The organism is Afipia sp. GW821-FHT04G03 (genome assembly GCF_059419985.1).
In genome coordinates this window covers 216430-241070 of record NZ_JBWKSV010000002.1, presented here as the reverse complement: position 1 = coordinate 241070, position 24641 = coordinate 216430, and the positions used below count along the sequence as shown (strand labels likewise).

Below are 24641 nucleotides of genomic sequence, written 5' to 3'. Positions count from 1 at the left end.
CATGCTGGATGAGAATCCGCCATGCGCCGGCTGCTTCGTCCGCTCTGGGTTTTTCTCGCGCTGATCTTTCTGCTCGAGGCGTGGCTGTGGGATCGCGTCGAGCCCATTGTCGCGCGCGTCGTCGCGCTGATCCCGCTGCCCCGGCTGAAGCAATGGCTCGCGGATCGTGTCGAGCATCTGTCGCCTGGTCTCACGCTGCTGGTGTTTGCGGTACCGTTCGTTGTTTTGACGCCGCTTAATCTCGTTGCGGCATGGCTGCTGGCGCACAAATATTTTATGGGCGCGACGGCGCTGATTATCCTTCAGAAGATTCTCGGCGTCGGCATCGTCGCCTTCGTGTTTGACGTGACGCGCGAGAAGCTGCTGCGGATGAATTGGTTCCGCAAACTTTATGAGTTCGTTCTCGATCTGCGCGCGCGGGCCGCGGAAATCGTCGCGCCGTTCAAACTCGCCGTTCGGGAATGGATGGCGCGCTTCCGCCGCCGCGCGTCGCCTGGATTCATCCGGCGGCTGCGCCGGCGGATGCAGGCCTCGCGCCCGTCGCCGTAAGATGAACGGCGCGACCGGCCTCCAAAAGCGGTTATCGCCAGTCGGCCGCAATGTCGCCTTATGCAGCGAAGTTTTTCACCACTTCGCCTTATGCAAAGACCTCTCGCGGAATTTTTGCACAAAGGCCTGAGCAGACGGATCTTTTTCGCTTTTACATCAGATGCACGGCGTGCGGCGCGAACAGGCCGATTGCGGTGAACGCCAACCCCGCCAATGCCAGCAGGCCCGAAACCCATGCCAGCGCGATCATGCCGGTGATGATGGTCGCCGACGCCAGCACGATCCCGATCTGGAACGCCGCTGAGGCCACCTCGTAATGATGATAGCGCGCCATCGCGAGATCGCGGGCGTGCTCGGCTTCCTTGGCGCGCGCCGCGAGCTGTTCGGAGCCTTCGCCGGTTTCGGGTTCGGAGCGATAACGCGCCGCGGTCTTGGTCCAGTCGTCGATCTGCTTGGTCAGCGCAGCCTTCTGCGCGTCGTCGCCCGAAAGCCCAAGGCTGAGCTTGGCGTGTTCCGCCACCGTCTGCACCGTCGTGCGGCGGATGCTCTTGGCCTGGAAGAAGGCCCACAGGTTCGATGCTTCGACGTTCTTGCTGATGGATTCGGTCTGGGCGCCCTTGCCGAGCGTTTCAGATAACGCAAGGAACAGCGCGATCACCGCGATCAGCAATGCAATCTTCTTGTTGGAGCCGGACGCATGCTCGGCGTGCTCGGCGTGCTCCATGCTTTCGTGTGCGCTCATCGAAATACCCTTTCGGTCAAAATCAAGCGCCACGATTGACCGAACTGTGGTTCGTCCGCAAGAGGCAGCCGGGTGACAGGATGGGTAAATTTGGCGGGCAATTACGGCACGACAAATTTATGTCAGGCCATCGCTAGGCTCTTGGATGCGCCGTCTTGTAGACATCGAGCAGGCGGTCGGCGTCGACGCCGGTGTAGATCTGCGTGGTCGACAGCGAGGCGTGGCCGAGCAATTCCTGGATGGCGCGCAGGTCGCCGCCGCGCGTCAGCAGATGGGTGGCAAAGGAATGACGCAGCGCGTGTGGCGTGGCGCTGTCCGGAAGACCAAGCGCGCCGCGCAGCCGTTCCATTGTCAACTGGATGATACGCGGGCTGAGAGGGCCGCCGCGCGCGCCGACGAAAATTGGACCATCCTGCGCAATCGCGTGCGGACACATCGCGACATAATCCTGCACCAACGCCAGCACGTTTTGCAGTACGGGCACCATCCGCGTCTTGTTGCCCTTGCCGGTGACCGTGATTACGTCGCCCTTGCCCGGCAGCGGAACATCGCGCCGGATCAAACCGAGCGCTTCGGAAATACGCAGGCCCGATCCGTACAGCAGCGCCATCACGGCGGCGTCGCGCGCCCAGATCCACGGCTCGCGATTTTCGCCGGCGCGAATGTCCGCATCGGTCATCTGCCGCGCGGATGACATCTGGATGGGCTTCGGCAGGCTCTTGCCGATTTTTGGCGCGCGGATCGCGGACAGCGCGCCGACCTTACCCTTGCCGTAGCGTTCGAGGAATCGTCCGAACGAGCGCAGCCCTGCGAGTGCACGCATCAGGGATCGTCCGCCGATGTCGTCGGCGCGGCGCGCGGACATGAAGGCGCGCACATCGGTCGCTTCGATGGCGGCGAATTGCTTGAGGGTCACGAGACCGCCCCAGTGCTCGCTCAGGAACACCAGGCATTGACGCAGATCGCGCGCATAGGCTTCCAGCGTCTTGGGCGACAGCCGCCGCTCGGCGCGCAGATGCGACAGCCAATGCGTAATCTCGGCCGCAAGGTCCGGCGCGGCGCAGGTCAATGGCGCGCCTTCCGGTTCGGCCTCGGTTGCAGCAGCGGCTTTGACCATCATATGTCCGATGCGATCCTTGACAGGAATCGGTTTATCGCACCCTTTTCCTTATTCAGCCCTTAATCTGGACCCCTCTCACCATGGCAAGACGAGTCGTCGATGTTCTTGTCCCGGTGGCCCTGAACCAGACCTATTCCTATCGCGTTCCCGATGGCGTCGAACTGAACCCGGGCGACGTGGTCAGCGTGCCGCTGGGACCGCGCGACGTCACGGCGGTGGTCTGGGCCGATAATCCGAACCCCGATCCGCGGCTGCACAACCGCCTGAAAGACACCGGCGAGAAGCTCGACGTGCCGCCGCTGAAGACGGAACTGCGCAGCTTCGTCGATTGGGTCGCCAACTACACACTGTCGGCGCGGGGCATGGTGCTGCGCATGACGCTGCGCATGGGCGAGCATCTCGGACCCGAGCGCGTGCGCATGGGCGTGCGGCTGGTGGGCGCGCCGCCGCAGCGCATGACGAGCGCGCGCCATCGTCTGATCGAGATTTTGTCGGACGGCTTGCTGCATGGGAAATCCGAAGCGGCAAAGGAAGCGGGCGTCAGCCCGGGCGTGATCGACGGTCTTGTCGATGAAGGCACGCTCGTCACCGAACCGATGCCGCGCGACCTTGCGCCGCCAGTGCCCGATCCGTCGTTTGCCGAGCCGGATTTTTCACCCGAGCAGCGCACCGCCGCCGACACGATGAAAGAGCTGGCGTCAAAGGATGAGTATCAGGTCGCGCTGCTCGACGGCGTGACGGGTTCGGGCAAGACCGAAGTCTATTTCGAGGCTGTCGCGGAAGCCATTCGCCGCAGCCGGCAAACCATGATCCTGATGCCGGAGATCGCGCTGACCGGGCAGTTTCTCGATCGGTTCGCGTCGCGCTTCGGGGTGCGACCGATCGAATGGCATTCCGAGCTGACCCCGCGCACACGCGCGCGCAATTGGGCGGCGGTTGCTTCGGGTGACGCGCAAGTGATTGTCGGTGCGCGCTCCGCGCTGTTTCTGCCTTACGCCAATCTCGGGCTTATCATCGTCGATGAAGAACACGATCAGGCCTACAAGCAAGACGAGGGCGCGCATTATCACGCGCGCGACATGGCGGTGGTGCGTGGAAGTATCGCGAAAATTCCCGTCGTGCTGTGCTCGGCGACGCCGTCGGTCGAGACCGAAGTCAACGCCCGCAAGGGCCGCTACAGGCGCGTCGTGTTGCCGTCGCGCTTTGGCGGCCAGCACATGCCGCATATTGAAGCCATCGATCTCAAGCGCGAAGGCCCGCAGCGCGGCCGGTTCATCTCGCCGCGACTGGCGGAGGAAATCAAGATTGCGGTGGAGCGCAAGGAGCAGGCGCTGCTGTTCCTCAACCGGCGCGGCTACGCGCCGCTGACGTTGTGCCGTTCGTGCGGGCATCGTTTCGCCTGCACCATCTGCGATGCGTGGCTGGTGGATCATCGCTTCCGCCAGCGCCTTGTCTGTCATCACTGCGGCTTCTCGATGCCGCGTCCGCATCAGTGCCCGCACTGCGCCGCTGAGGAATCGCTCGCGGCTATTGGCCCCGGCGTGGAACGTTTGCAGGAAGAAGCGGCGGCGCTGTTTCCCGACGCGCGCACCATGGTGCTGTCGAGCGATCTCATCACCGACATCGAAACCATGCGTTCGGAACTGAACGAGATTGCGGAGGGCCGGGTCGACATCATCATCGGCACGCAACTGGTGGCGAAGGGTCATAATTTTCCGCGCCTCAATCTGGTCGGCGTGGTGGATGCGGATCTGGGATTGGGTAATGGCGATCCGCGCGCGGCCGAGCGCACGTTCCAGTTGCTCAATCAGGTGATCGGCCGCGCGGGACGCGAGCAAGGACGCGGCGTCGGTTATCTGCAGACCCATCAGCCCGAGCATCCGGTGATGAAGGCGCTGGTCGCCTGCGACCGCGAAGCGTTCTACGCCAGTGAGATCGAGGCGCGCGAACGCGCGCTGTATCCGCCGTTCGGGCGGCTGGCGTCTCTCATTATCTCAGCGGGGGATCGTCCGACGGCGGAAGGATTCGCGCGCAAGCTCGCCGCCACGGCGCCGCGCGACGAGCGCGTTCAGGTGCTCGGTCCCGCGGAGGCGCCGCTCGCGGTTATCAAGGGCCGCTATCGTTTTCGTATCCTGGTGAAATCGGTACGCGGCATCGATCTGTCGGCCTATATGCGCGACTGGCTCGCGGCCGGGCCGAAGACCAAGGGCAATCTCAAGCTCGAGATCGATATCGATCCGCAGAGCTTTCTATAATTGCGAAGCGGTCGAGCATGAAAAAGGCCGGTGCAACCGGCACCGGCCCTTTCAACGCAACTTTACGCAACTCAACTCATACGCAACGCTTACTGAACTTCGGCAACGACGTGGCCGACGCCGCGGCTGGTGAGACCGACCGCGCGGGCAGCGCCCTTCGACAGATCGAGCACACGGCCCTTGATGAACGGACCACGGTCATTGACGGTGACGACCACGCTGCGGCCGCCATGGGTGACCTTCAGGCGCGTACCGAACGGCAAGGTCCGGTGAGCGGCGGTCATGGCCTCCTGATTAAAGCGCTGGCCAGAAGCGGTCTTGCTGCCGGACTCGTTGCCGTAGAAAGAAGCCTTGCCCGAAAAACTGCGGCTGGAGCCGACCGAGGCATTGGCGTCGCGCCACGATTTGCGTCCGGCTTCGCTCGCAGAAGCGCTAAGCGCCAGGATTCCGATAGCGACCAACGCGATCGAGGTATTCCGATTCGCGGCGCGGTGCCCCGGCATGCGCTTGAGTGCGGCGATCATATAGTTGTCCCTCTTTTGGTAAATCCATCCAGCGCATGGCTAAATGAGCCAGCGCTTGCGTTGCGGGATAGATCATCCGGTAATAAGGCATAACGGCGGCGAGGGATTTGGTTCCGAAATGCCTCAAAATATTTATATGCAAGCTGATTACATCAATGAATACTCACGTCGATAGCTGGTAAACAATACTGCATTGATCAATACTTTATAGATTTCGCAATTATTGGCTGCGGGAAGTAAACGCAAAAATGCCGAATTGACTTCCGTCATGCGATATTCTCATGACGGTATGTGCGAAGCGGGACGTTGGTAAGAGGTTCAGGCGGGCAGATTTGTTGCGACGCGATGAGCGGGGCCGGATTTGCCGCGAATCAGGGCTCGGCCGGCGAAGCGATCACGCCCCCGTGTCAGCCCACCGGCGTATCGAAGCCAAGGTGGCATGGACCGCGACCGTGGTCGCTTTTGGCAGGCAATTTGTGATGCCAAATCGCTCAAACCATCGGAAGGCGACGCACCAAGGACGCGCTCAAGACAACGGTGCCCGTGCGACAAACCGGCGCCGTCAAAAGCGCATCAGCAATCGCCGTCATGTTGCACCTGCGCGCGCGCTATGTTAGCAAAACCGCGATTTTGGGCTGCTGGGTAGGTTGCTCCGGCCAGAAATCGAAGTCCCGCTTGAATTCCAAGGACTTGAGATCGCTTGGTGTCCTCATGACACCAGACTGGCAGCGATGGTCTTTTCCTTGGTCGTTCGACAGCTAAAAAGAGATTTTTGTGGCAGCTGAAGATCCCTCCGTATCTGGCGTGTCCGGGCGTTATGCGACGGCCCTTTTTGAGCTGGCGCGCGACCAGAAATCGGTCGATGCCGTCAAGGCTGACCTCGACAAATTTACGGCCATGCTGGCCGACAGCCCAGATCTTCTGCGGCTGGTGCGCAGCCCGGTGTTCACCGCCGACGCGCAGACCAAGGCTCTCTCCGCTGTCCTGGCCAAGGCCGGCATCGGGGGCGTCGCCGCGAATTTCCTGAAAGTCCTGACCGCCAATCGCCGGCTGTTCGCCGTCGCCGATGTCATCAGGGCGTTCCGCGCGCTGGTCGCCAAGTTCAAGGGCGAAGCGACTGCTGACGTGATCGTCGCAGAGCCGCTCAGCGACAAGAATCTCGACGCCCTCAAGGCCGCGCTGAAGACAGTGTCGGGCAAGGACGTCGATCTCAACGTGAAGGTCGATCCGTCAATCATCGGCGGGCTTGTCGTCAAGCTCGGCAGCCGCATGGTGGACAGCTCGCTTCGCACCAAACTCAATTCGATCAAGCACGCGATGAAAGAGGCAGGCTGATGGACATCCGCGCCGCGGAAATTTCCGCAATCCTCAAGGACCAGATCAAGAATTTCGGCCAGGAAGCCGAAGTCTCGGAAGTCGGTCAGGTTCTCTCGGTTGGCGACGGCATTGCCCGCGTCTACGGTCTGGACAATGTTCAGGCCGGTGAAATGGTCGAGTTCGAGAATGGCACGCGCGGCATGGCGCTCAATCTCGAAAGCGACAACGTCGGCATCGTGATCTTCGGCGCTGACCGCGAGATCAAGGAAGGCCAGACCGTCAAGCGCACCCGCGCCATCGTGGACGCTCCGGTCGGCAAGGGACTTCTGGGCCGCGTCGTCGACGCGCTCGGCAATCCGATCGACGGCAAGGGTCCGATCCAGTCGACTGAACGCAAGCGCGTCGACGTCAAGGCACCCGGCATTATTCCGCGCAAGTCTGTGCACGAGCCGATGGCCACCGGCCTCAAGGCTGTCGACGCCCTGATCCCCGTTGGCCGCGGCCAGCGCGAACTGATCATCGGCGACCGTCAGACCGGCAAGACCGCGATTGCGCTCGACACCATCCTGAACCAGAAGCCGCTGAACGTCGCCGGCGCGCCGGAGGGCCAGAAGCTGTATTGCGTGTACGTCGCGATCGGCCAGAAGCGTTCCACCGTCGCGCAGTTCGTGAAGGTGCTCGAAGAGCAGGGCGCGCTGGAATACTCGATCATCGTCGCCGCGACGGCGTCCGATCCTGCGCCGATGCAGTACATCGCGCCGTTCACCGCCTGCACGATGGGCGAATACTTCCGCGACAACGGCATGCACGCCGTCATCATCTATGACGATTTGTCCAAGCAGGCCGTCGCCTATCGCCAAATGTCGCTGCTGCTGCGCCGCCCGCCGGGCCGCGAAGCCTATCCCGGCGACGTGTTCTATCTGCATTCGCGTCTGCTCGAGCGCGCCGCCAAGCTCAACGACGAGCACGGCAACGGCTCGTTGACGGCGCTGCCGATCATCGAAACCCAGGCCAACGACGTGTCGGCCTACATTCCGACCAACGTGATTTCGATCACCGACGGCCAGATCTTCCTCGAGTCTGATCTGTTCTTCCAGGGCATCCGTCCTGCGGTTAACGTCGGTCTTTCGGTGTCGCGCGTCGGTTCGTCGGCGCAGACCAAGGCGATGAAGAAGGTCGCCGGCAAGATCAAGGGCGAGCTTGCGCAGTACCGCGAAATGGCGGCGTTCGCGCAGTTCGGCTCCGATCTCGACGCCTCGACGCAGCGCCTTCTCGCCCGCGGTTCGCGTCTGACCGAACTCCTGAAGCAGCCGCAGTTCTCGCCGCTGAAGATGGAAGAGCAGGTCGTGGTGATCTACGCCGGCGTCAACGGCTACCTCGACGGCATTGCGGTCAACAAGGTGCGTGCGTTCGAAGACGGTCTGCTGTCGCTGTTCCGCGGCAAGCACGCCGACATTCTGAATGCCATCCGCGACTCTCGCGATCTGTCAGACGACGTCGCCGGCAAGCTCAAGGGCGTTGTCGAAAGCTACACCAAGACATTCGTTTAAAAGGATCGTCGCCGCGCGGATTTACGCGCGCGGCGAAACCGGGGTTTGCGTTCCGGCGTGAAGCTGGATCGTCAGGGTGAGATAAAGAATGGCGTCTCTTAAGGACATGCGTGTCCGCATCGCCTCGACCAAGGCGACGCAGAAGATCACCAAGGCCATGCAGATGGTTGCGGCGTCGAAGTTGCGCCGTGCCCAGACCGCGGCCGAAGCGGCGCGTCCCTATGCCGAGCGCATGGATGCGGTGATCAGCAATATCGCAGGCGCAGCCGCCGGCTCCGGCACCGCGCCGGCGCTGCTGGCGGGCACCGGCAAGGACAATGTTCATTTGCTGCTGGTCTGCACCGGCGAGCGAGGCCTCTCCGGCGCGTTCAACTCGTCCATCGTGCGCTTGGCGCGCGAGCGGGCCCTCTCGCTGATCAATCAGGGCAAAGAGGTCAAGATTTTCTGCGTCGGCCGCAAGGGTTACGAGCAGCTTCGCCGGCAGTTCGACAAGCAAATCGTCGGCAACGTCGAATTGCGCTCGGTGAAGGTGCTCGGCTTCAAGAACGCTGAAGACATCGCCAAGAAGGTCATTGCGATGTTCGAGGCGGGCGAGTTCGATGTGTGCACGCTGTTCTATTCGCGCTTCAAGTCGGTGATCTCGCAGATTCCGACCGCGCAGCAGATCATTCCGCTGATGCTTGAAGAAAAGGAAGCCGTGGCTGGCGCCGCGTCGGTTTACGATTACGAGCCGGCTGAGGACGAAATTCTCTCGAGCCTGCTGCCGCGCAATCTCGCGGTGCAGATTTTCCGTGCGTTGCTCGAAAACAACGCGTCGTTCTACGGCGCGCAGATGAGCGCGATGGACAATGCGACCCGCAACGCCGGCGACATGATCCGCAAGCAGACGCTGATCTACAACCGCACCCGCCAGGCGATGATTACCAAGGAACTGATCGAAATCATCTCTGGCGCTGAAGCCATCTAAGGCCGACCGCCGTATACGAGTTTCAAGGAGACTATCCCATGGCATCCCCCGCCAATCAGACCGGACGCATTTCGCAGGTTATCGGCGCCGTCGTCGACGTGCAGTTCGATGGCCATTTGCCCGCCATTCTCAACGCGCTCGAAACCACTAACGGTGGCAACCGTCTGGTGCTGGAAGTCGCGCAGCATCTCGGCGAAAGCACCGTCCGCACGATCGCGATGGACCTCACTGAGGGACTGGTGCGCGGTCAGGAAGTCACGGACACCGGCAGCCCAATCATGGTGCCGGTCGGCGTCGGCACGCTCGGCCGCATTATCAACGTCATCGGTGAGCCGATCGACGAAGCCGGCCCGGTCAAGGCCGAAGACACCCGCGCGATTCACCAGGAAGCGCCGCTCTACACCGACCAGTCCACCGAGGCTGAAATTCTCGTCACCGGCATCAAGGTCGTCGATCTGCTCGCGCCTTACGCCAAGGGCGGCAAGATCGGCCTGTTCGGCGGCGCCGGCGTTGGCAAGACCGTGCTGATCCAGGAACTGATCAACAACGTTGCGAAAGCCCACGGCGGTTACTCAGTGTTCGCGGGCGTCGGCGAGCGAACTCGCGAAGGCAACGACCTCTATCACGAGTTCATCGAATCCGGCGTCAACAAGAAGGGCGGCGGCGAAGGCTCCAAGTGCGCCCTCGTGTACGGCCAGATGAACGAGCCTCCAGGTGCGCGCGCGCGCGTCGGTCTCACGGGTCTGACGGTCGCCGAGCATTTCCGCGATCAGGGCCAGGACGTGCTGTTCTTCGTCGACAACATCTTCCGCTTCACGCAGGCCGGCTCCGAAGTGTCCGCTCTGCTCGGCCGTATTCCTTCGGCGGTGGGTTATCAGCCGACGCTCGCGACCGACATGGGCGCGATGCAGGAGCGCATCACCACCACCACCAAGGGCTCGATCACCTCAATTCAGGCGATTTACGTCCCGGCCGACGACTACACCGATCCGGCGCCCGCAACGACGTTCGCCCATCTCGATGCGACGACCAACCTCAACCGTGCGATCTCGGAAAAGGGCATCTACCCGGCGGTGGATCCGCTCGAGTCGGCCTCGCGCATGTTGTCGCCGCTGATTGTCGGCGAAGAGCACTATCAGACCGCACGTATGGTCCAGCAAATCCTTCAGAAGTACAAATCGTTGCAGGACATCATCGCCATTCTCGGCATGGACGAACTGTCGGAAGAGGACAAGATCGCGGTTGCTCGCGCCCGCAAGATCGAGCGCTTCCTGTCGCAGCCGTTCTTCGTCGCTGAAGTCTTCACCGGTTCGCCGGGCAAGTTCGTCGATCTCGCCGACACCATCAAGGGCTTCAAGGGTCTTTGCGAAGGCAAATACGACCATCTGCCGGAAGCGGCTTTCTACATGGTCGGCACCATCGAAGAAGCCGTCGAGAAGGGCAAGAAGCTCGCAGCGGAAGCGGCGTAAGCATCATGGCGACCTTTCACTTCGATCTGGTTTCTCCGGAAAAGATCGCCTTCTCGGGTGAAGTCGAGCAGGTCGACATTCCCGGCGTCGAAGGCGATTTCGGCGTGATGGCCGGACATGCGCCGCTGGTGGCGAGCGTTCGCCCCGGCATCATGACCGTGACCGTCGGCGGCAAGCACGAGAAGATCATCGTGCTCGGCGGTCTTGCGGAAATTTCGGAGAAGGGCCTCACCGTGCTCGCCGATACCGCGACCTCGATGCAGGATCTCGATCGCGAAGTGTTCGCGAACCAGATCGCGGAGATGGAAGAGGGATTGAAGGAAGAGGAAGGCAGTGCGCTCGACCGCGCCATCGAACGCCTCGACCACTTCAAGGTCATTCAGCAGTACATCGTTTCCACCGCGATGCACTGAGTCGCATCACGCAACTGAATTGAAAAAGCCCTGCAACCGCAGGGCTTTTTTCGTTTCAGGATGATCTGCTCTATTTTCCCGCGAACTTGGTGAATTCCTCGACCACGCGCTCGTAGACCGGACGTTTGAACGGCACGATCAACTCCGGCAGGTTTTTCATCGGCTCCCACCGCCAGGCGATGAACTCCGCCTTGTGTCCGGCGGGCGAGGCCACGTTGATCTCGCTGTCCTTGCCGGTGAAACGCAGCGCGTACCATTTCTGCTTCTGGCCGCGAAACCGGCCCTTCCACGCGCGACCGGCCACCGTGCGGGGAATGTCGTAGGTAAGCCACTCCGGCACTTCGCCGAGTTTTTCCACCGAACGCGCGTTGGTCTCCTCGTAAAGCTCGCGCTTGGCTGCGGCCCACGTGTCTTCGCCGGCGTCGACGCCGCCCTGGGGCATTTGCCATACATGGGTCTGATCGACATGCTCCGGGCCGCCGACGCGGCGGCCGATGAAGACAAGCCCGTCTGCATTGATCAGCATGATCCCGACGCAGGTCCGGTAAGGCAGATCGTCGTAACGCGGCATACTGCTAAAAACCCTTGGTCTTCGACTGGTCTGCTGAGCGCGCCCATCGCGCTCAATTCTCTCGTTCGCATCATCGCGGGGACATTCGGTTCCCGCCCTGACGATCGTGCTCAGCTAGATTTTGGTTTCAGCATCGCTGTTGTCAACGGCACCAGCTTCAAACCACGGCTTTCAAGTTGCTTCGCCCAGGTTCCGATCCGGTCGATCGAGATCGGAAGCGCGGACGCGATGCCGACCGCCGATCCGCGCTCCTTCGCCAATGTCTCCAGCCGCGCCAGTGCGCGGTCGATCTCGGCCGGCGTCGGCACGGTATCGATGCTCACATCGGCTTTTGCGAACGGCATCGCCTGTCCTTCTGCGATCACGCCGGCGACGCTGCGCGCCGCACTGCCGTCGTCAAGATAAGCGAGACCGCGCCGGGCGGCTTCCTTGATGATCGGCTGCATCGCGGCATCGGTTGTGACGAAGCGCGAGCCCATGAAATTGGCGATGCCGACATAGCCCTGAAACCGGCTCATGTGCCACGCGAAGCGATCGGCGTTCTGATCGGCGGGCAGCGTGGTCAGCAGTGTCTGCGGGCCGGGATCGTTGTCGGGATAGTCGAACGGCTCCATAGGAACCTGCAGGAGCACTTCGTGCTTCTGCGCGCGCGCGCGTTCGACCAGTTTGCCGGGGTCGGAGCCGTAAGGCGTGAACGCGAGCGTCACCGCGCCGGGCAGTTTGATAATCGCATCGGCGGTTTTCGCAGCACCGACGCCGAGGCCGGACACCACGATGGCGATGACGGGGGTCTTGCCGAGGGTCGCGCGGTCGGCATCGGTGCCGGCAGCGTAGGCGCGGAACGGCTTTATCCCGTCGGCCACCACGGGGATCATGCCGTAACGTGAACTCTCAAGCAGCTTCGGATTGATGCTGGCGACCACGGCCGGCGGACCATCGGTTTGCACCGGGGCTTCCGCCCCCGCGCCGACGATCACACTTTGACGGGCCCCACTGGAGCCGTCGATAATGGTTACGGTCTGCTGCCCCGGCGCAGCCTCCTTGGTGCCTGTGGAAGCCTCCTTGGGCATTGGGGATGCCGCGCTCGCCGGTTGCGCAGTCTTTTCGCCGGGCAGCGTGGCAGGGTCGTAGGAGACCCTGGCCAGCGGCTCTCCGCCCATCGGATTGGTGTTGAAAATCGCAAACCCAAGGAAAACCGCCAGAAACAGCCCGAACAGCCCTGCGATCGCCTGCGGAAGCGTCAACGGAAGCCGGTATCGCCGCTTGCGCGGCCGATCCTGTCCAAGCGGTGCGCTCAGATCGTCGGTGGTCACTGCCGTCAACCTCGCGAATCAATTGCCGAATCTTACCACGGCGTCCGAGCCATGGTTCGCAAAGGCTGGGCCGCAAAGGCGTGACGTCCGGAGGGATGCGGGCGGCGTGGTCAGGGGTGGGCTTGTGACCCAACGAAAGAGGGCGGCCCGAGAGCCGCCCAAATCGATGAACTTGCGATGGCCGAACTGAAGTTCAGTTCGCGGCCTTGTTGGAGGCCTTGTCGGTGGGCGTCGGGACCGACGTGGTCTGCTTGATGCCGTGCAGGAGGTCTGCGGCCATCTTCAGCGCCTTGTCGTCCTTGGCATCCGGCGGCACATAGGACTGCGAGCCGGTTTCTTCCTGACCCTCTGCCTTCAAGTGACCGCGCAGCGACGCCTCGCCCTTGGTGTCGGTCTTCGACTTAAGTTCGTCAGGCACATCCTGCTGCACTTCGATGTCCGGGATGATGCCCTTGGCCTGAATCGATTTGCCCGATGGCGTAAAGTAACGCGCCGTCGTGAGACGAAGCGCACCGTTGCCGGAGCCGAGCGGGATGATGGTCTGCACCGAACCCTTGCCGAACGAGCGGGTGCCGAGCAACGTTGCGCGCTTGTGATCCTGCAGCGCGCCGGCGACGATTTCAGAGGCCGATGCGGAGCCGCCATTGATCAGCACGATCACCGGCTTGCCCTTGGCGAGATCGCCCGCCTTGGCGGTGCGGCGCTGGGTTTCCTCGGCGTTGCGGCCGCGGGTCGAAACGATTTCGCCGCGGTCGAGGAACGCATCGGACACCGACACGGCTTCTTCGAGCAATCCGCCGGGATTGTTGCGCAGGTCGAGGATGTAACCCTTGATCTTGTCCGGACCGATCTGCGTGGTCAGGTTGGCCATCTCGCGCTTCAGGCCTTCGGTGGTCTGTTCGTTGAAGGTTGTGACGCGGATATAAGCGATGTCGTCGCTCTCGACGCGCGCACGCACCGAACGGACGCGGATGTTGTCGCGCATCAGCGTGACTTCGATCGGCTTGTCCTGGCCCTTGCGGATGATCTTGAGTTTGATCTTGGTGTTGACCGGGCCGCGCATCTTCTCGACGGCCTGATTGAGGGTCAGACCCTGCACCGGTTCATCGTCCAGATTTGAAATGATGTCGTTGGCCATGATGCCGGCCTTGGACGCCGGTGTTTCGTCGATCGGCGACACGACCTTGATCAGTCCGTCTTCCATCGTGACTTCGATGCCGAGGCCGCCGAACTCGCCGCGGGTCTGCACCTGCATGTCGCGGAAACTCTTCGCGTCCATGTAGCTGGAGTGTGGATCGAGACCGGTGAGCATACCGCTGATGGCGGTCTCGACCAGTTTGCTGTCATCCGGTTTTTCGACGTAGTCGCTGCGGACCCGCTCGAACACGTCGCCAAACAGGTTGAGCTGCCGGTAAGTGTCCGACGACGCGGCGCGCGCCGTGGATCCCACCAGCGCCGAACGTGGCTGGGTGAGGAAGAGTGTTGCCGCCGCGCCGGCTGCGACGCTGAGGAGAACCAGGGAAGTCTTGCGCATCATCCGCGAACCTTTTGGCCTTCACTTGCGGCCCACCATGGACCAGAATCGATTGGAGCGCCGTCTTTACGGAACTCAATGTAGAGCACAGGCTGGCTTGACGCTGCCGCCAGAATTGACGCGACCTGAGACGTGGTCCCCATGGTCGCGACCGGTTCTCCCGTTAGAACAAACTGCCCGATCGTGACCGAAATACGTTCCATCCCGGCGATTAAGACATGATACCCGCCGCCAGCGTTGAGGATCAAGAGTTGTCCGTAGCTCCGGAACGGGCCTGAGTAAACAACCCAGCCATCACACGGTGTTGTGACCTGCGCCCCGGGCCTAGTGGCAAGGGAAATGCCCTTTTCCTGGCCTCCGCTGCCATCGGAACCGCCAAAACTGCGGATCCGGGTGCCGTTAACCGGAATCGGCAAAAGCCCCTTGGCGGAAGCAAAGGCGATCGCCGGACTCAGCCGCGCGGGGTCCTTCAGGGCGCCAAGGTCGGGCTTGCCGTTCAGCGAGGCCGGCGTGCCCTTCAGTTCCGCCGTAGCCGCCGCTTTCGCCGCCGCCTTCACGTCCTGCTCCATCTTGGCGATCAGGTCCTGAAGGGTTTCGGTCTGTTTGGACAGGGCGACGGCGCGCTGCCGCTCGGCTTCCATGTCCTTCTCGGTGTCGGTCTGCTTTTTCTGGCGTTCCTGCACGAGGGCTGCGAGGCGCGCGCGGTCTTCATTCAATTTATCTCGGTCGACGGCCAGCCGGTCGCGTTCCTCGGCGATGTTCTTGCGCAGGCTGACCAGTTCGCCGAGATCGCTGGCGAGCTTGGCGGCGCGCACGCGCATCTCCGGGACCACTGCGCCGAGCAGCATCGCGGTGCGCAGCGATTTCAGCGCGTCCTCGGGTCTGACAAACAGCGCCGGAGGAGCACGGCGTCCGGCGCGTTGCAGGGCCGCCAGCACTTCGGCGATTTCATCGCGGCGGGATTCGAGTGAAGCACGGATCTGGAGTTCGCGTGCGTCGAGCGGCCGGATCCGGCCTTCGGTGTCGGCCATCTTGCCTTCGACGTCGCGCACCTGTCCGGCGATGCCGATCAATTGCTGATTAAGCTTGGTGCGGTCCTGACCGATGGCTGCGATGTCGGCCTTGAGTTTCTTCTCGAGCTCGGCCGCTTTCTTCTGCTGCTCGCGGGCGTCTTCGAGTTCCTGCGTGCGCTGTTTGATCGCTTCCGGATCGGGCGCGCTCACTTGTTTGACGGTGCCTTGCGCATGCGCCGGGATGCTTCCGCCTGCGATCTGTATCGCTGACAACACCATCGACAACGGCAACACCGCCGCGCCACGTGTCAGGCGATGTATCATCAGCAGTGTTGCGTTGGCTGTCGCGTCAGTCACGTAGGCCGATCTCTCGAGATCTTTGGGCGGGCATGATCTTGTCCGAAACCGGTATCCACTTTTCGCTTCGCTAACGCGGTCTTTCGGGTCGGGATCGTGCCTATGCGCGGTGATAAGGGTGGCCGGACAAAATGGTCGCGGCCCGGTAAATCTGTTCCAGCAGCATGACGCGCACCATCTGATGCGGCCAGGTCGCCTTGCCAAACGCAACGCTCAGCTTCGCTTTGCGCCTCAAATCGGGCGAAAGTCCGTCCGCGCCGCCGATCAAAAAAACGGCGTTTGGAACCGATTCGTCCCGCCATCGCCCAAGATGCCGCGCGAACGCGGCGCTGTCGATGGCTTCGCCGCGCTCGTCGAGTGCGACAATGGACGATTTGTCAGGAATGAGCGCCGAGATAGCGGCGGCCTCTTCGGCGATTCGCGCCGCAGCGTCGCGGGCGCGGCTTTCCGGAATTTCATGAATCTCAAGGCCGCGAAATCCGAGTTTACGGCCGATATCGTCGAAGCGTTCGCGATAGCGTTCGGCGAGGTCCCGTTCCGGACCCTGCTTGAGGCGGCCAATGGCAATGACGACGATACGCATACGCGCAAACTATCATGCGCGCAGGCACATGAACACGCACACTCAAAGCTCCGTTCAGCGCGCTTTCGCCGTAGGCTTGTCCGAGGTCCACATCTTTTCGAGATTGTAGAACTCGCGGACCTCCGGTCTGAACACATGAACGATCACATCGCCGGAATCGATCAGCACCCAATCGCAATTGGGCAGGCCCTCGACGTGAGGGGCTGCAATGCCGCTTTCCTTGAGGCCTTTCGCGACGTTCTCCGCGATCGCGCCGACGTGGCGGTTCGCCCGCCCGGAGGTCACGATCATGTAGTCGGAGATCGAGGATTTGCCGCGGAGGTCGATGGTGACCGTTTCTTCCGCCTTCATGTCGTCAAGGCGGGAGAGGATCAGGTTCAGCGTCCCATCGGCATCGGGTCGCGCCTTCAAGGCGGGAACGGGATCGACGGAGACGGACGTTGCTTTGCTGCGGGTCTTCGACGCGACTGGCTTTGTCGAGGAAGCCTTTGTGGAAGGCTTGGATAAAGCAGCAGCCTTTGTCGAAGCGGACTTTGGCGAAGCAGTCTTGGACAATACAGATGTGGTCAGGGACCATTCCTTTCACTGTATCGCGAGCGCCGAATCCTGGCGCCCACCATCATATTAGGCATGTGGGGTTAACGGTTTCAATGTTCCAGATGTCGGTGCGATGATTTGCGGATTGCTGTTGCCGGAAAGCGTCATTGTGGATCGGCATCCTTCCAGCTTCCGTCCGGGTTCCGTAATCGGGTCGAGGACAGGCTCGATTTCAGGCCCGTGAGAAAGGTCCAGGCCGGGGCCCGGCGGCTCGCGAGCTTTCCAGCGTCCCGCTCGTCGATGCGATAGGGCATCAGTGCCTGTGCTGCAACCGACGATAGAGCGCGGAGGCTATCGGACGGCCGGTCGACCACGGCGATCGGCACCATGTCGGCGATACTTCGCCAGCTTTCCCAGCGATTGAACTGCGCGAGATTATCGGCGCCCATGATCCAGACAAAACGCACGCCGGAACAGCGGCGGCGCAAATATGAAATGGTGTCCGCAGTGTAGCGCGTGCCGATGACGGTTTCGAGACAACTGACCTCGATGCGCGGATGATGTGCGACCCTTTCGGCTGCGCGCATACGGTCGCGCAGGGCGTGCAGCGAGCCGTTGTTCTTGAGCGGGTTGCCCGGCGACACCAGCCACCAGACGCGGTCGAGCCGCAGCCGCTTCATCGCGAACAGGCTGATGGCGCGATGGGCTTCATGCGGCGGATTGAACGATCCGCCGAGCAGCCCGATACGCATCCCGTCGGCATGTTGTGGAATCGCGCGCGGCAGACGAACGGCGTCGTTTTCCTGGCTATCGGGCGCGTCGCTCACGGGCGCGTTTGGCCTGTGCCGTGCACGCGATATTTGAAACTGGTCAGTTGTTCGGCGCCGACCGGGCCACGGGCGTGGAATTTTCCGGTGGCGATACCGATTTCCGCGCCGAAGCCGAACTCGCCGCCGTCGGCGAACTGCGTCGAGGCGTTATGCAGCACGATGGCGGAGTCCACTTCGTTGAGAAATTTTTGCGCGGTCTTCGCATCCTCGGTCACGATGGCGTCGGTGTGGTGCGAGCCATAGCGTGCGATATGCGCCAGTGCGTCATCGACGCCGTCCACCAGCTTCGCCGAGATGATCGCGTCCTCGTACTCGGTGGCCCAGTCGTCTTCGGACACGGGCGTTACGCGCGCATCGGCACGGCGGATATCGTCGCCGCCGCGCACCTCGCAGCCGGAATCCAGCAGCATCGTCACCAGCGGCTTGAGCTGCGTATCGGCAACCGCCTTGTCGATCAGCAGCGTTTCGGCCGCGCCGCAGACGCCGGGACGCCGCATCTTTGCGTTCAGAACAATCGTTTTCGCCATGTCGAGCGAGGCGGCCTTGTCGACATAGACGTGGTTGACGCCTTCGAGATGCGCGAACACCGGCACGCGCGCTTCATCCTGCACGCGGGCGACGAGGTTCTTGCCGCCGCGCGGCACGATCACGTCGATTGCGCCATCGAGACCCGACAGCATCATACCGACGGCGGCGCGATCGCGGGTCGGCACCAGTGAAATGGATTCTTCAGGCAGGCCTGCCTTGCGCAAGCCTTCGATGAGGCACTGATGGATTGCGCGGCAGGAGCGGAAACTGTCCGAGCCGCCGCGCAGGATCACGGCATTGCCGGATTTCAAACACAGCGCGCCGGCATCGGCCGCGACGTTGGGGCGACTCTCGAAGATCACACCGACGACGCCGAGCGGCACACGAACGCGCTCGATGGTCATGCCGTTGGGGCGCGTCCAGGTTTCGGTGACAATGCCGACGGGATCGGGAATGCCGCGCACCACGTCGATGCCGTCAGCCATTGCATTGATGCGTTGTTCGTTCAGCGCGAGACGATCGACAAACGCGCTGCTCGATCCGTTGGCTTTGGCTTCGGCGACGTCCTCGGCATTGGCCGCAAGAATCGCTTTCGCACTGGCGCGGATCGCGGCGGCCATGGCGGTGAGCGCGGCGTCCTTTTGCGTGCTCGACGCGAGCGCCAGCACGCGCGCAGCGCGTTTTGCGCCAGCGCCAAGGCCGGTCATCAGCGCGGTCAGGTCGGTCGCGCTATCGAGAGCTTTGAGCGGAGCGGACATATCGGTCTATCTGGTGTCGAATTTCTCTAAGACCATGCTGTAGCACAGATATTTCGGGCCGGCGAGGTGTCGGGAACATGGCAGACCGGCGAGATGGGCCAATGGCTTACCCGGCTCGCCGCCAGGCCATTGGCTGAATTGGGCTTTGCCGCTCGCGCTATTTCGCGCTGTCGGTGCCGCGCGGGCCGCCGACCACCAGGTCGTCGCGATGGATCATTTCCGCCCGTCCGCTGATGCCGAGGATCTGCGCCGCGTCAGAAGACGAGCGTCCCTTGATCAGTTCGGCGTTCTCCGCGTCATAGGCCACGAGGCCGCGTCCGATTTCGTGGGTGTCCGGTCCGCGCACCACCACGGCGTCGCCGCGGGCGAACTGGCCGTCCACCCGGATCACGCCAGCGGGCAGCAGGCTCTTGCCGGCGCGGAGCGCGGCGACGGCGCCCGCGTCGATGGTGAGCGTGCCCTTCGGCTCCAGCGATCCGGCGATCCAGCGTTTGCGCGCGGTGACCGGATTGGCTGGCGTCAGAAACCATGTGCATGGTCCGCCATCGGCGATGGCCTGCAACGGATGCTCGATCTTGCCCGACGCAATCAGCATGTGCGTGCCGGCGCTGGTCGCGATTTTCGCGGCCTCGATCTTGGTGCGCATTCCGCCACGCGACAATTCGGACTCGGCGGCGCCCGCCATCGCTTCGACGTCGGCGGTGATGGATTCGACGACCGGAATGAGCTTTGCGTTCGGATTGGCGGAAGGCGGCGCGGTGTAAAGTCCGTCGATGTCGGACAGCAGGATGAGCAGGTCCGCGCTGGTCATGGTGGCGACGCGCGCCGCGAGGCGGTCATTGTCGCCGTAGCGGATTTCATTGGTGGCGACGGTGTCGTTCTCGTTGATGACCGGCACCGCGCGCCATTCGAGCAGCTTGGTGATGGTGGAGCGTGCGTTGAGATAACGCCGCCGCTCCTCGGTGTCCTGCAAGGTCACGAGAATCTGTCCCGCGCCGATGCCGTGCGCCCCGAGCACCTCCGACCAGATCCGCGCCAGTTCGATCTGGCCGACGGCAGCGGCAGCCTGGCTCTCTTCAAGCTTGAGCGCGCCTGTTGCAAGTTTCAGGCGGCTGCGTCCGAGCGCGATCGAGCCGGATGACACAACCAGTACATCCTTCCCGTCCCGGTGGAGTCTAGCGATGTCGGCAGCGAGTGCGGCAAGCCAGTGCGCGCGCACTTCGCCGGCGGTGGCATCGATCAGCAGCGACGATCCGACCTTCACAACGATGCGGCGGAAATTCTTGAGCTTCGGGTTCGACATCGGAAATCAGTGTCTGGAGGGCATAACTTGAATTGGAGGCACGTGCGTCAGCGGCCGAGCGGCGTCCAGCCTGCCGGCTCCGGCTCCGCTTCGATCACACTTTCGGTGGCTCTCTTGGCCTTCGCTGACACCGGCGCTTCGTCGATCAGCGCGACCAGTGCGCGCAATGCTTCCGGCACGCCTTCGCGCGACACGCCCGACAACAGCAGCGGCGTTTTCTTCGCCGCACGCTTCAGCCGGGCTTTCTGCTCCTTGAGATCTTCCGGCGAAACCGCGTCTATCTTGTTGAGCGCCACGATCTCGATCTTGTTGGCAAGCGTGTCAGCGTAGGCCTCGAGTTCGGTGCGCACGGTCTTGTAGGCCTTGCCGGCGTGCTCGCAAGTCGCGTCTACCAGATGCAGCAGCACGCGGCAGCGCTCCACGTGCCCAAGAAAACGGTCGCCAAGACCCGCGCCTTCATGAGCGCCTTCAATCAATCCGGGAATGTCGGCCAGCACGAATTCGCGTCCGTCGATGCCGACGACGCCGAGCTGCGGATGCAATGTCGTGAACGGATAATCCGCGATCTTCGGTTTCGCCGCGCTGACGACCGACAGGAATGTGGACTTGCCGGCATTCGGCAATCCGACGAGACCAGCGTCGGCGATCAATTTCAGCCGCAGCCAGATCCAGCGCTCCTCGCCAGGCTGACCGGGATTGGCGTTGCGCGGCGCGCGGTTGGTCGAGGTCTTGAAATGTGCGTTGCCGAAGCCGCCATTGCCGCCGGTCGCAAGCACGAATTTCTCGCCGACTTCGGTGAAGTCGTGGATCAGCGTCTCGCGGTCCTCGTCGAAAATCTGGGTGCCGAGGGGCACCTTCATCACGATATGCTTGCCATTGGCGCCATGGCGGTCCGAGCCCATGCCGTTGACGCCCTTCGGCGCCTTGAAGTGCTGCTGATAGCGATAATCGATCAGCGTGTTGAGGCCGTCGGCAACTTCGATGATGATGTCGCCGCCGCGTCCGCCGTTGCCGCCTGACGGTCCGCCGAACTCGATGAATTTTTCGCGGCGAAATGCCACGCAGCCGTTTCCGCCGTCGCCGGAGCGGATATAGACCTTGGCTTCGTCGAGAAATTTCATCGGTTTTCCATTGTGCCGCGATCGGCAAAAGTCAGGCTTTTTGCGGCTTGTCGCGTCTCGGATATATGCGCCATAGGTCCCGGAGCGGCAACCCATTCATGCGCAATAACGCCAGAAAGGCTGCATTTGCGGCGGTTGCCGAACCGTCGGGCACCTTCTAAACGACGTTCTCGGCATACATTTTGTCGAATTAACGTTATCCGGCGACCTCCCATGACCCTGCTCGCAAAAATCTCCGCCGACGCTGGCAACCGCTCGGCCGCACTCGCCGGCATCGCGCTGATGCTGCTGGCGGTCTGGATGTTCTCGTTCGGCGATGCGCTGGGGAAATACATCGTTGCAACCTATTCGGTGGGGCAGCTGCTGTTGCTGCGCGCCGCAGCAAGTCTCATCGTGATGTCGCCTGCAATCTGGCGTCAGCGCGCAGCGCTGCGGACCATTCAAAGGCCGGGTCTACAAGTGATCCGGGTTGCGCTCTCGACGCTGGAGGTCGCGGCGTTCTTCGCAGCTTCGGTTTACCTGCCGCTTGCGGATGTCATCACCTATTACCTCGCCGCGCCGATTTTCGTGACGGCGGCGTCCGCGCTCTTCCTGGGCGAACATGTCGGCTGGCGGCGCTGGAGCGCCATCATCGTCGGCTTCATCGGCGTCATGATCGCGCTGCGGCCGTCCACGCAGGCCATAAGCTGGCCGGCGATGATCGCGCTGGCCGGCAGCGCGTCGTTTGCAGCCCTCATGATCATCACGCGCTCATTGCGGGGGACGCCGGACATCGTGCTGACGTCCGCCCAATTCGCAGGGACGTTGCTGTTCGGTCTGATCGTCGCGCCGTTCGGCTGGATAACGCCTCCACTGCCCGATCTTGGTCTTTTCGCGCTGGCCGGTTGCATTTCCATCGCGGCCGCGCTCTGCGTCAACCGCTCGCTCAAGCTCGCGCCTGCGAGCGTGGTCGTGCCGTACCAGTACACCATGATTATCTGGGCCGTGATCTTCGGCTACGTGGTCTTCGGCGACATCCCGTCGGCGGCGATGCTTGCGGGTGCGGCGGTGATCATCGTCGCCGGTCTCTACATCTTCCTGCGCGAGCGGGATCTGGTGCGCGACGAGCCGGTGGTGGTGCCTCCGCCGGGCTGAAGCATCGCCTGGCGATAAGCATGGCCGCCCGAAATGGCCTGCGTTTCTGGCGGTTGCGCGGTGATCTGTTGCTTTCTAAGCAGGATCGATCGCGTCAAGTCCGGCCGATTCGACGCGCACGTTTTCTGTTTCAAACAAGTTTCATCCCGCCATTTTCCGCGCCAGCCTGTTGCCGATGAATCGTCCGTTCAAATCATTGCGCCGCACGACGCCGCTCTCGTCAGCGCTCTCCGGCATCCTTTTCATGCTGGCGGCGATGACGATCTTTTCGCTGGTCAACGTCTTCAGCAAGATGATGGTGGTGGCCTATCCGCCGGCGCAACTGTTCTTCATCCGGGGCTTCGGCGCGATTGCGACGCTGTTGCCGTTTCTGGCGCGGGACAACTTCGCCGCCGCTCGCAACGTGCCGCGGCCCGGATTGCAGGTGCTGCGCATGGTGCTGTCGGTTTCCGACGGAATGCTGTTCTTCACCGCGATCAAATACATTCCGCTGGCAGATGCCACGACCTGCTATCTGGCGGCGCCGATCTTCGTCACCGCGTTCTCGGCGATTTTTCTGCGCGAGCAGGTCGGCTGGCGCCGCTGGACCGCTGTCATTGTCGGCTTCATCGGTGTTCTCATTGCGCTGCGCCCGACCGGCGCAACCATTTCCTGGCCAGCGCTGATCGCGCTCGCTGGATGCCTGTGTCAGTCGATTTTCATGATCGTCACCCGTTACGTGCGGGGCACTTCGAACATCTTTCTGGCGACGACGCAGGTGGTCGGATCGTTTGTGTTCGGAGGGATCGTGTCGGCGTTCCTGTTCGTACCGCCGACATGGATCCTTGTTCTGCTTCTGCTGCTCAGCGGCATGGTCAATGTCGCCGCCGTGCTGTGCCTCAACCGGTCGCTGATTCTGGCGCCCGCCAGCGTGGTTGCGCCGTTTCAATACACGATGATCGTCTGGGCCATCGTGCTCGGGTTTCTGGCGTTCGGCGACGTTCCGTCACCGAACACCATGATAGGAGCGGGGATCGTGGCCTGCGCGGGAATCTATATCTTCCTGCGCGAGCGCACGGTGATGCATCGCGAGCCGGAGCCCAATCCGCCGACGGTGGTCTGATCGACCATTTTACCGCCGCGTCGAGTTGCTCCAGCTTCTCAGCGACGCCCACACGCTGCGCTCCAGCTTGAAGCGATCGACAGGGGTCGATGATCCGAGCGCGAGAAACCGGTGCAGTTCAACGCCGGTCCACTGGAAGCCGCACTTCTCCAGCACGTGGCGTGATGCCGGGTTCAACACCCGCGCGCCGGCCAGCAACTGGTCGATGGCGAATTCCTCGAACGCATAATCGATGACGGCACGCGCGGCTTCTGTCGCGTAGCCTTTGCCCCAGTGATCGACGCCGAAACAATAGCCGAGCTCGGGCGCGTTTTCGTTTTCCCAGCTCACGCCGACAAGCCCGACCGCGGCACGCTCGTGCTCGACCAGAAATACGGTATCGATAGTGGCGGCGATGGTGGTCACAAAGCTGATCGCATCGTCGGCCGAATAGGGATGGGGGACGCGGCGTAAATTGATCGACACGCGCTTGTCGCCAACGACACGCGCAATGGCTTTAACGTCCGCGAGTGTCGGTTGGCGAAGAACCAGCCGCTCGGTCTCGAGGACGACAGCTCTCAGCTCGTATGGCGTCAGGGTTGGGGTTTCCTGCAACATGGATGGCTCCTGATGCGTCCCGCTGTCGGGTCTTTCCCGGGCGGCGAACGCGCAAAACAAAAGGGGAGGCCGGTTACCCGTCTCCCCTTCGAGCCTTCCAGTGCCCTGCCGGTTCAACGAGACCCGGCAGACGCGATGTGTCTACCGTTTTATTCAGCCGCTTCCGCCGTCGGAATAACCGAGACGAAGGTGCGGCCGTTGGCTTTGGCGCGGAATTCGACTTTGCCTTCGACCTTGGCGAACAGGGTGTGATCCGTACCCATGCCGACGTTAAGGCCGGGATGCCAAGTCGTGCCGCGCTGACGCGCAATGATGTTGCCCGGAATCACGTGCTCGCCGCCGAACGCCTTGACCCCAAGGCGCTTGCCTGCCGAGTCGCGTCCGTTGCGCGATGAACCGCCTGCTTTTTTGTGAGCCATGGCTCCGTCTCCAAACTTGTCTTCAGTGTATAGGC

General features: G+C 62.4%; 24 protein-coding genes. 9 read left to right on the top strand and 15 right to left on the bottom strand.

Features of this window, described 5'->3' with window-relative positions; translation table 11 throughout:
- Positions 1 to 21: 21 nt before the first annotated feature.
- Positions 22 to 549 carry a hypothetical protein gene (locus AC07UB_RS10395; RefSeq protein ID WP_494652884.1) on the top strand — a complete coding sequence of 176 codons (528 nt, stop codon included), beginning with the start codon at positions 22 to 24 and terminating at the stop codon, positions 547 to 549.
- Between the two features lie 151 nt (positions 550 to 700).
- Here the strand turns inward: AC07UB_RS10395 and AC07UB_RS10390 are convergent, their stop codons facing one another.
- Together AC07UB_RS10390 and AC07UB_RS10385 are read right to left on the bottom strand one after the other, a co-directional pair.
- Positions 701 to 1291 carry a DUF4337 domain-containing protein gene (locus tag AC07UB_RS10390; RefSeq protein WP_492791538.1) on the bottom strand — a complete coding sequence of 197 codons (591 nt, stop codon included), beginning with the start codon at positions 1289 to 1291 and terminating at the stop codon, positions 701 to 703.
- A 133-nt stretch (positions 1292 to 1424) separates the two neighbouring features.
- Positions 1425 to 2411 carry a tyrosine recombinase XerC gene (locus AC07UB_RS10385; RefSeq protein ID WP_492791539.1) on the bottom strand — a complete coding sequence of 329 codons (987 nt, stop codon included), beginning with the start codon at positions 2409 to 2411 and terminating at the stop codon, positions 1425 to 1427.
- 80 nt (positions 2412 to 2491) lie between these two features.
- On the opposite strand from AC07UB_RS10385, the gene AC07UB_RS10380 reads away from it, so the two are divergent.
- Entirely contained in the window at positions 2492 to 4666 is a 2175-nt protein-coding gene (locus AC07UB_RS10380; protein WP_492791540.1) for a primosomal protein N', read from the top strand.
- A gap of 89 nt (positions 4667 to 4755) precedes the next feature.
- Here the strand turns inward: AC07UB_RS10380 and AC07UB_RS10375 are convergent, their stop codons facing one another.
- The gene (locus tag AC07UB_RS10375; protein ID WP_492791541.1) at positions 4756 to 5190 is read right to left on the bottom strand and encodes a septal ring lytic transglycosylase RlpA family protein; all 435 of its coding nucleotides are present in this window, start codon (positions 5188 to 5190) and stop codon (positions 4756 to 4758) included.
- Positions 5191 to 5964: 774 nt separating this feature from the next.
- On the opposite strand from AC07UB_RS10375, the gene AC07UB_RS10370 reads away from it, so the two are divergent.
- The 5 genes from AC07UB_RS10370 (at position 5965) to AC07UB_RS10350 (ending at position 10906) form a co-directional block, all read left to right on the top strand.
- Positions 5965 to 6525, top strand: a complete 561-nt coding sequence (locus tag AC07UB_RS10370) for a F0F1 ATP synthase subunit delta (protein WP_492791542.1) — start codon at positions 5965 to 5967, stop codon at positions 6523 to 6525.
- Entirely contained in the window at positions 6525 to 8057 is a 1533-nt protein-coding gene (gene atpA, locus AC07UB_RS10365) for a F0F1 ATP synthase subunit alpha (protein WP_492791543.1), read from the top strand. The genes AC07UB_RS10370 and atpA overlap by 1 nt, the downstream gene beginning before the upstream one ends.
- An 88-nt stretch (positions 8058 to 8145) precedes the next feature.
- Complete coding sequence (locus AC07UB_RS10360; RefSeq protein ID WP_492791544.1) at positions 8146 to 9024, top strand: F0F1 ATP synthase subunit gamma; 879 nt, start codon at positions 8146 to 8148, stop codon at positions 9022 to 9024.
- Positions 9025 to 9062: 38 nt separating this feature from the next.
- Entirely contained in the window at positions 9063 to 10493 is a 1431-nt protein-coding gene (gene atpD / locus AC07UB_RS10355; protein WP_492791545.1) for a F0F1 ATP synthase subunit beta, read from the top strand.
- Positions 10494 to 10498: 5 nt separating this feature from the next.
- Positions 10499 to 10906 (top strand): F0F1 ATP synthase subunit epsilon, encoded by a 408-nt coding sequence (locus AC07UB_RS10350; RefSeq protein ID WP_492791546.1) that lies wholly within the window; start codon positions 10499 to 10501, stop codon positions 10904 to 10906.
- Positions 10907 to 10976: 70 nt separating this feature from the next.
- On the opposite strand, the gene AC07UB_RS10345 is transcribed toward AC07UB_RS10350, so the two are convergent.
- The 10 genes from AC07UB_RS10345 to obgE all read right to left on the bottom strand — a co-directional run bounded on the left by AC07UB_RS10345 (position 10977) and on the right by obgE (position 21354).
- A complete protein-coding gene (locus tag AC07UB_RS10345; RefSeq protein WP_492791547.1) occupies positions 10977 to 11477 on the bottom strand; it encodes an RNA pyrophosphohydrolase in 501 nt (166 codons plus the stop codon).
- Between the two features lie 110 nt (positions 11478 to 11587).
- Positions 11588 to 12790, bottom strand: a complete 1203-nt coding sequence (locus tag AC07UB_RS10340; protein ID WP_492791548.1) for a divergent polysaccharide deacetylase family protein — start codon at positions 12788 to 12790, stop codon at positions 11588 to 11590.
- A 193-nt stretch (positions 12791 to 12983) separates the two neighbouring features.
- Positions 12984 to 14327: a S41 family peptidase gene (locus AC07UB_RS10335; RefSeq protein WP_492791549.1), complete on the bottom strand. Its 1344-nt coding sequence runs from the start codon at positions 14325 to 14327 to the stop codon at positions 12984 to 12986.
- Positions 14324 to 15661, bottom strand: a complete 1338-nt coding sequence (locus AC07UB_RS10330) for a murein hydrolase activator EnvC family protein (protein ID WP_492792741.1) — start codon at positions 15659 to 15661, stop codon at positions 14324 to 14326. The genes AC07UB_RS10335 and AC07UB_RS10330 overlap by 4 nt, the downstream gene beginning before the upstream one ends.
- Before the next feature lie 133 nt (positions 15662 to 15794).
- On the bottom strand, positions 15795 to 16277 hold the full coding sequence (gene rlmH / locus AC07UB_RS10325; RefSeq protein WP_492791550.1) for a 23S rRNA (pseudouridine(1915)-N(3))-methyltransferase RlmH: 483 nt from the start codon (positions 16275 to 16277) through the stop codon (positions 15795 to 15797).
- A gap of 54 nt (positions 16278 to 16331) precedes the next feature.
- Positions 16332 to 16688, bottom strand: coding sequence for a ribosome silencing factor (gene rsfS, locus AC07UB_RS10320; protein ID WP_492791551.1), 357 nt, complete (start codon positions 16686 to 16688; stop codon positions 16332 to 16334).
- A 290-nt stretch (positions 16689 to 16978) separates the two neighbouring features.
- Positions 16979 to 17599, bottom strand: coding sequence for a nicotinate-nucleotide adenylyltransferase (locus AC07UB_RS10315; protein ID WP_492792742.1), 621 nt, complete (start codon positions 17597 to 17599; stop codon positions 16979 to 16981).
- A 38-nt stretch (positions 17600 to 17637) separates the two neighbouring features.
- Entirely contained in the window at positions 17638 to 18930 is a 1293-nt protein-coding gene (locus AC07UB_RS10310) for a glutamate-5-semialdehyde dehydrogenase (RefSeq protein WP_492791552.1), read from the bottom strand.
- A gap of 157 nt (positions 18931 to 19087) precedes the next feature.
- Positions 19088 to 20233 carry a glutamate 5-kinase gene (proB, locus tag AC07UB_RS10305; RefSeq protein ID WP_492791553.1) on the bottom strand — a complete coding sequence of 382 codons (1146 nt, stop codon included), beginning with the start codon at positions 20231 to 20233 and terminating at the stop codon, positions 19088 to 19090.
- Between the two features lie 47 nt (positions 20234 to 20280).
- Positions 20281 to 21354 (bottom strand): GTPase ObgE, encoded by a 1074-nt coding sequence (obgE, locus tag AC07UB_RS10300; protein ID WP_492791554.1) that lies wholly within the window; start codon positions 21352 to 21354, stop codon positions 20281 to 20283.
- A 213-nt stretch (positions 21355 to 21567) separates the two neighbouring features.
- On the opposite strand from obgE, the gene AC07UB_RS10295 reads away from it, so the two are divergent.
- Both AC07UB_RS10295 and AC07UB_RS10290 read left to right on the top strand, forming a co-directional pair.
- Positions 21568 to 22488 (top strand): DMT family transporter, encoded by a 921-nt coding sequence (locus tag AC07UB_RS10295; RefSeq protein ID WP_492791555.1) that lies wholly within the window; start codon positions 21568 to 21570, stop codon positions 22486 to 22488.
- 175 nt (positions 22489 to 22663) lie between these two features.
- A complete protein-coding gene (locus AC07UB_RS10290) occupies positions 22664 to 23590 on the top strand; it encodes a DMT family transporter (protein WP_492791556.1) in 927 nt (308 codons plus the stop codon).
- A gap of 9 nt (positions 23591 to 23599) precedes the next feature.
- Here the strand turns inward: AC07UB_RS10290 and AC07UB_RS10285 are convergent, their stop codons facing one another.
- Together AC07UB_RS10285 and rpmA are read right to left on the bottom strand one after the other, a co-directional pair.
- Complete coding sequence (locus AC07UB_RS10285) at positions 23600 to 24187, bottom strand: GNAT family N-acetyltransferase (protein WP_492791557.1); 588 nt, start codon at positions 24185 to 24187, stop codon at positions 23600 to 23602.
- 149 nt (positions 24188 to 24336) lie between these two features.
- Positions 24337 to 24606 carry a 50S ribosomal protein L27 gene (rpmA, locus tag AC07UB_RS10280; protein WP_492791558.1) on the bottom strand — a complete coding sequence of 90 codons (270 nt, stop codon included), beginning with the start codon at positions 24604 to 24606 and terminating at the stop codon, positions 24337 to 24339.
- Positions 24607 to 24641: the final 35 nt, after the last annotated feature.

What these genes read in the sequence shown, in the direction of transcription:
- AC07UB_RS10395 (WP_494652884.1), top strand. Translation starts at nt 22, where the DNA reads ATGCGCCGGCTGCTTCGTCCGCTCTGGGTTTTTCTCGCGCTGATCTTT.
- AC07UB_RS10390 (WP_492791538.1), bottom strand. Translation starts at nt 1,291, where the DNA reads ATGAGCGCACACGAAAGCATGGAGCACGCCGAGCACGCCGAGCATGCG.
- AC07UB_RS10385 (WP_492791539.1), bottom strand. Translation starts at nt 2,411, where the DNA reads ATGATGGTCAAAGCCGCTGCTGCAACCGAGGCCGAACCGGAAGGCGCG.
- AC07UB_RS10380 (WP_492791540.1), top strand. Translation starts at nt 2,492, where the DNA reads ATGGCAAGACGAGTCGTCGATGTTCTTGTCCCGGTGGCCCTGAACCAG.
- AC07UB_RS10375 (WP_492791541.1), bottom strand. Translation starts at nt 5,190, where the DNA reads ATGATCGCCGCACTCAAGCGCATGCCGGGGCACCGCGCCGCGAATCGG.
- atpA (WP_492791543.1), top strand. Translation starts at nt 6,525, where the DNA reads ATGGACATCCGCGCCGCGGAAATTTCCGCAATCCTCAAGGACCAGATC.
- AC07UB_RS10360 (WP_492791544.1), top strand. Translation starts at nt 8,146, where the DNA reads ATGGCGTCTCTTAAGGACATGCGTGTCCGCATCGCCTCGACCAAGGCG.
- atpD (WP_492791545.1), top strand. Translation starts at nt 9,063, where the DNA reads ATGGCATCCCCCGCCAATCAGACCGGACGCATTTCGCAGGTTATCGGC.
- AC07UB_RS10350 (WP_492791546.1), top strand. Translation starts at nt 10,499, where the DNA reads ATGGCGACCTTTCACTTCGATCTGGTTTCTCCGGAAAAGATCGCCTTC.
- AC07UB_RS10345 (WP_492791547.1), bottom strand. Translation starts at nt 11,477, where the DNA reads ATGCCGCGTTACGACGATCTGCCTTACCGGACCTGCGTCGGGATCATG.
- AC07UB_RS10335 (WP_492791549.1), bottom strand. Translation starts at nt 14,327, where the DNA reads ATGATGCGCAAGACTTCCCTGGTTCTCCTCAGCGTCGCAGCCGGCGCG.
- AC07UB_RS10330 (WP_492792741.1), bottom strand. Translation starts at nt 15,661, where the DNA reads ATGATACATCGCCTGACACGTGGCGCGGCGGTGTTGCCGTTGTCGATG.
- rlmH (WP_492791550.1), bottom strand. Translation starts at nt 16,277, where the DNA reads ATGCGTATCGTCGTCATTGCCATTGGCCGCCTCAAGCAGGGTCCGGAA.
- AC07UB_RS10310 (WP_492791552.1), bottom strand. Translation starts at nt 18,930, where the DNA reads ATGTCCGCTCCGCTCAAAGCTCTCGATAGCGCGACCGACCTGACCGCG.
- proB (WP_492791553.1), bottom strand. Translation starts at nt 20,233, where the DNA reads ATGTCGAACCCGAAGCTCAAGAATTTCCGCCGCATCGTTGTGAAGGTC.
- obgE (WP_492791554.1), bottom strand. Translation starts at nt 21,354, where the DNA reads ATGAAATTTCTCGACGAAGCCAAGGTCTATATCCGCTCCGGCGACGGC.
- AC07UB_RS10295 (WP_492791555.1), top strand. Translation starts at nt 21,568, where the DNA reads ATGACCCTGCTCGCAAAAATCTCCGCCGACGCTGGCAACCGCTCGGCC.
- AC07UB_RS10290 (WP_492791556.1), top strand. Translation starts at nt 22,664, where the DNA reads ATGAATCGTCCGTTCAAATCATTGCGCCGCACGACGCCGCTCTCGTCA.
- AC07UB_RS10285 (WP_492791557.1), bottom strand. Translation starts at nt 24,187, where the DNA reads ATGTTGCAGGAAACCCCAACCCTGACGCCATACGAGCTGAGAGCTGTC.
- rpmA (WP_492791558.1), bottom strand. Translation starts at nt 24,606, where the DNA reads ATGGCTCACAAAAAAGCAGGCGGTTCATCGCGCAACGGACGCGACTCG.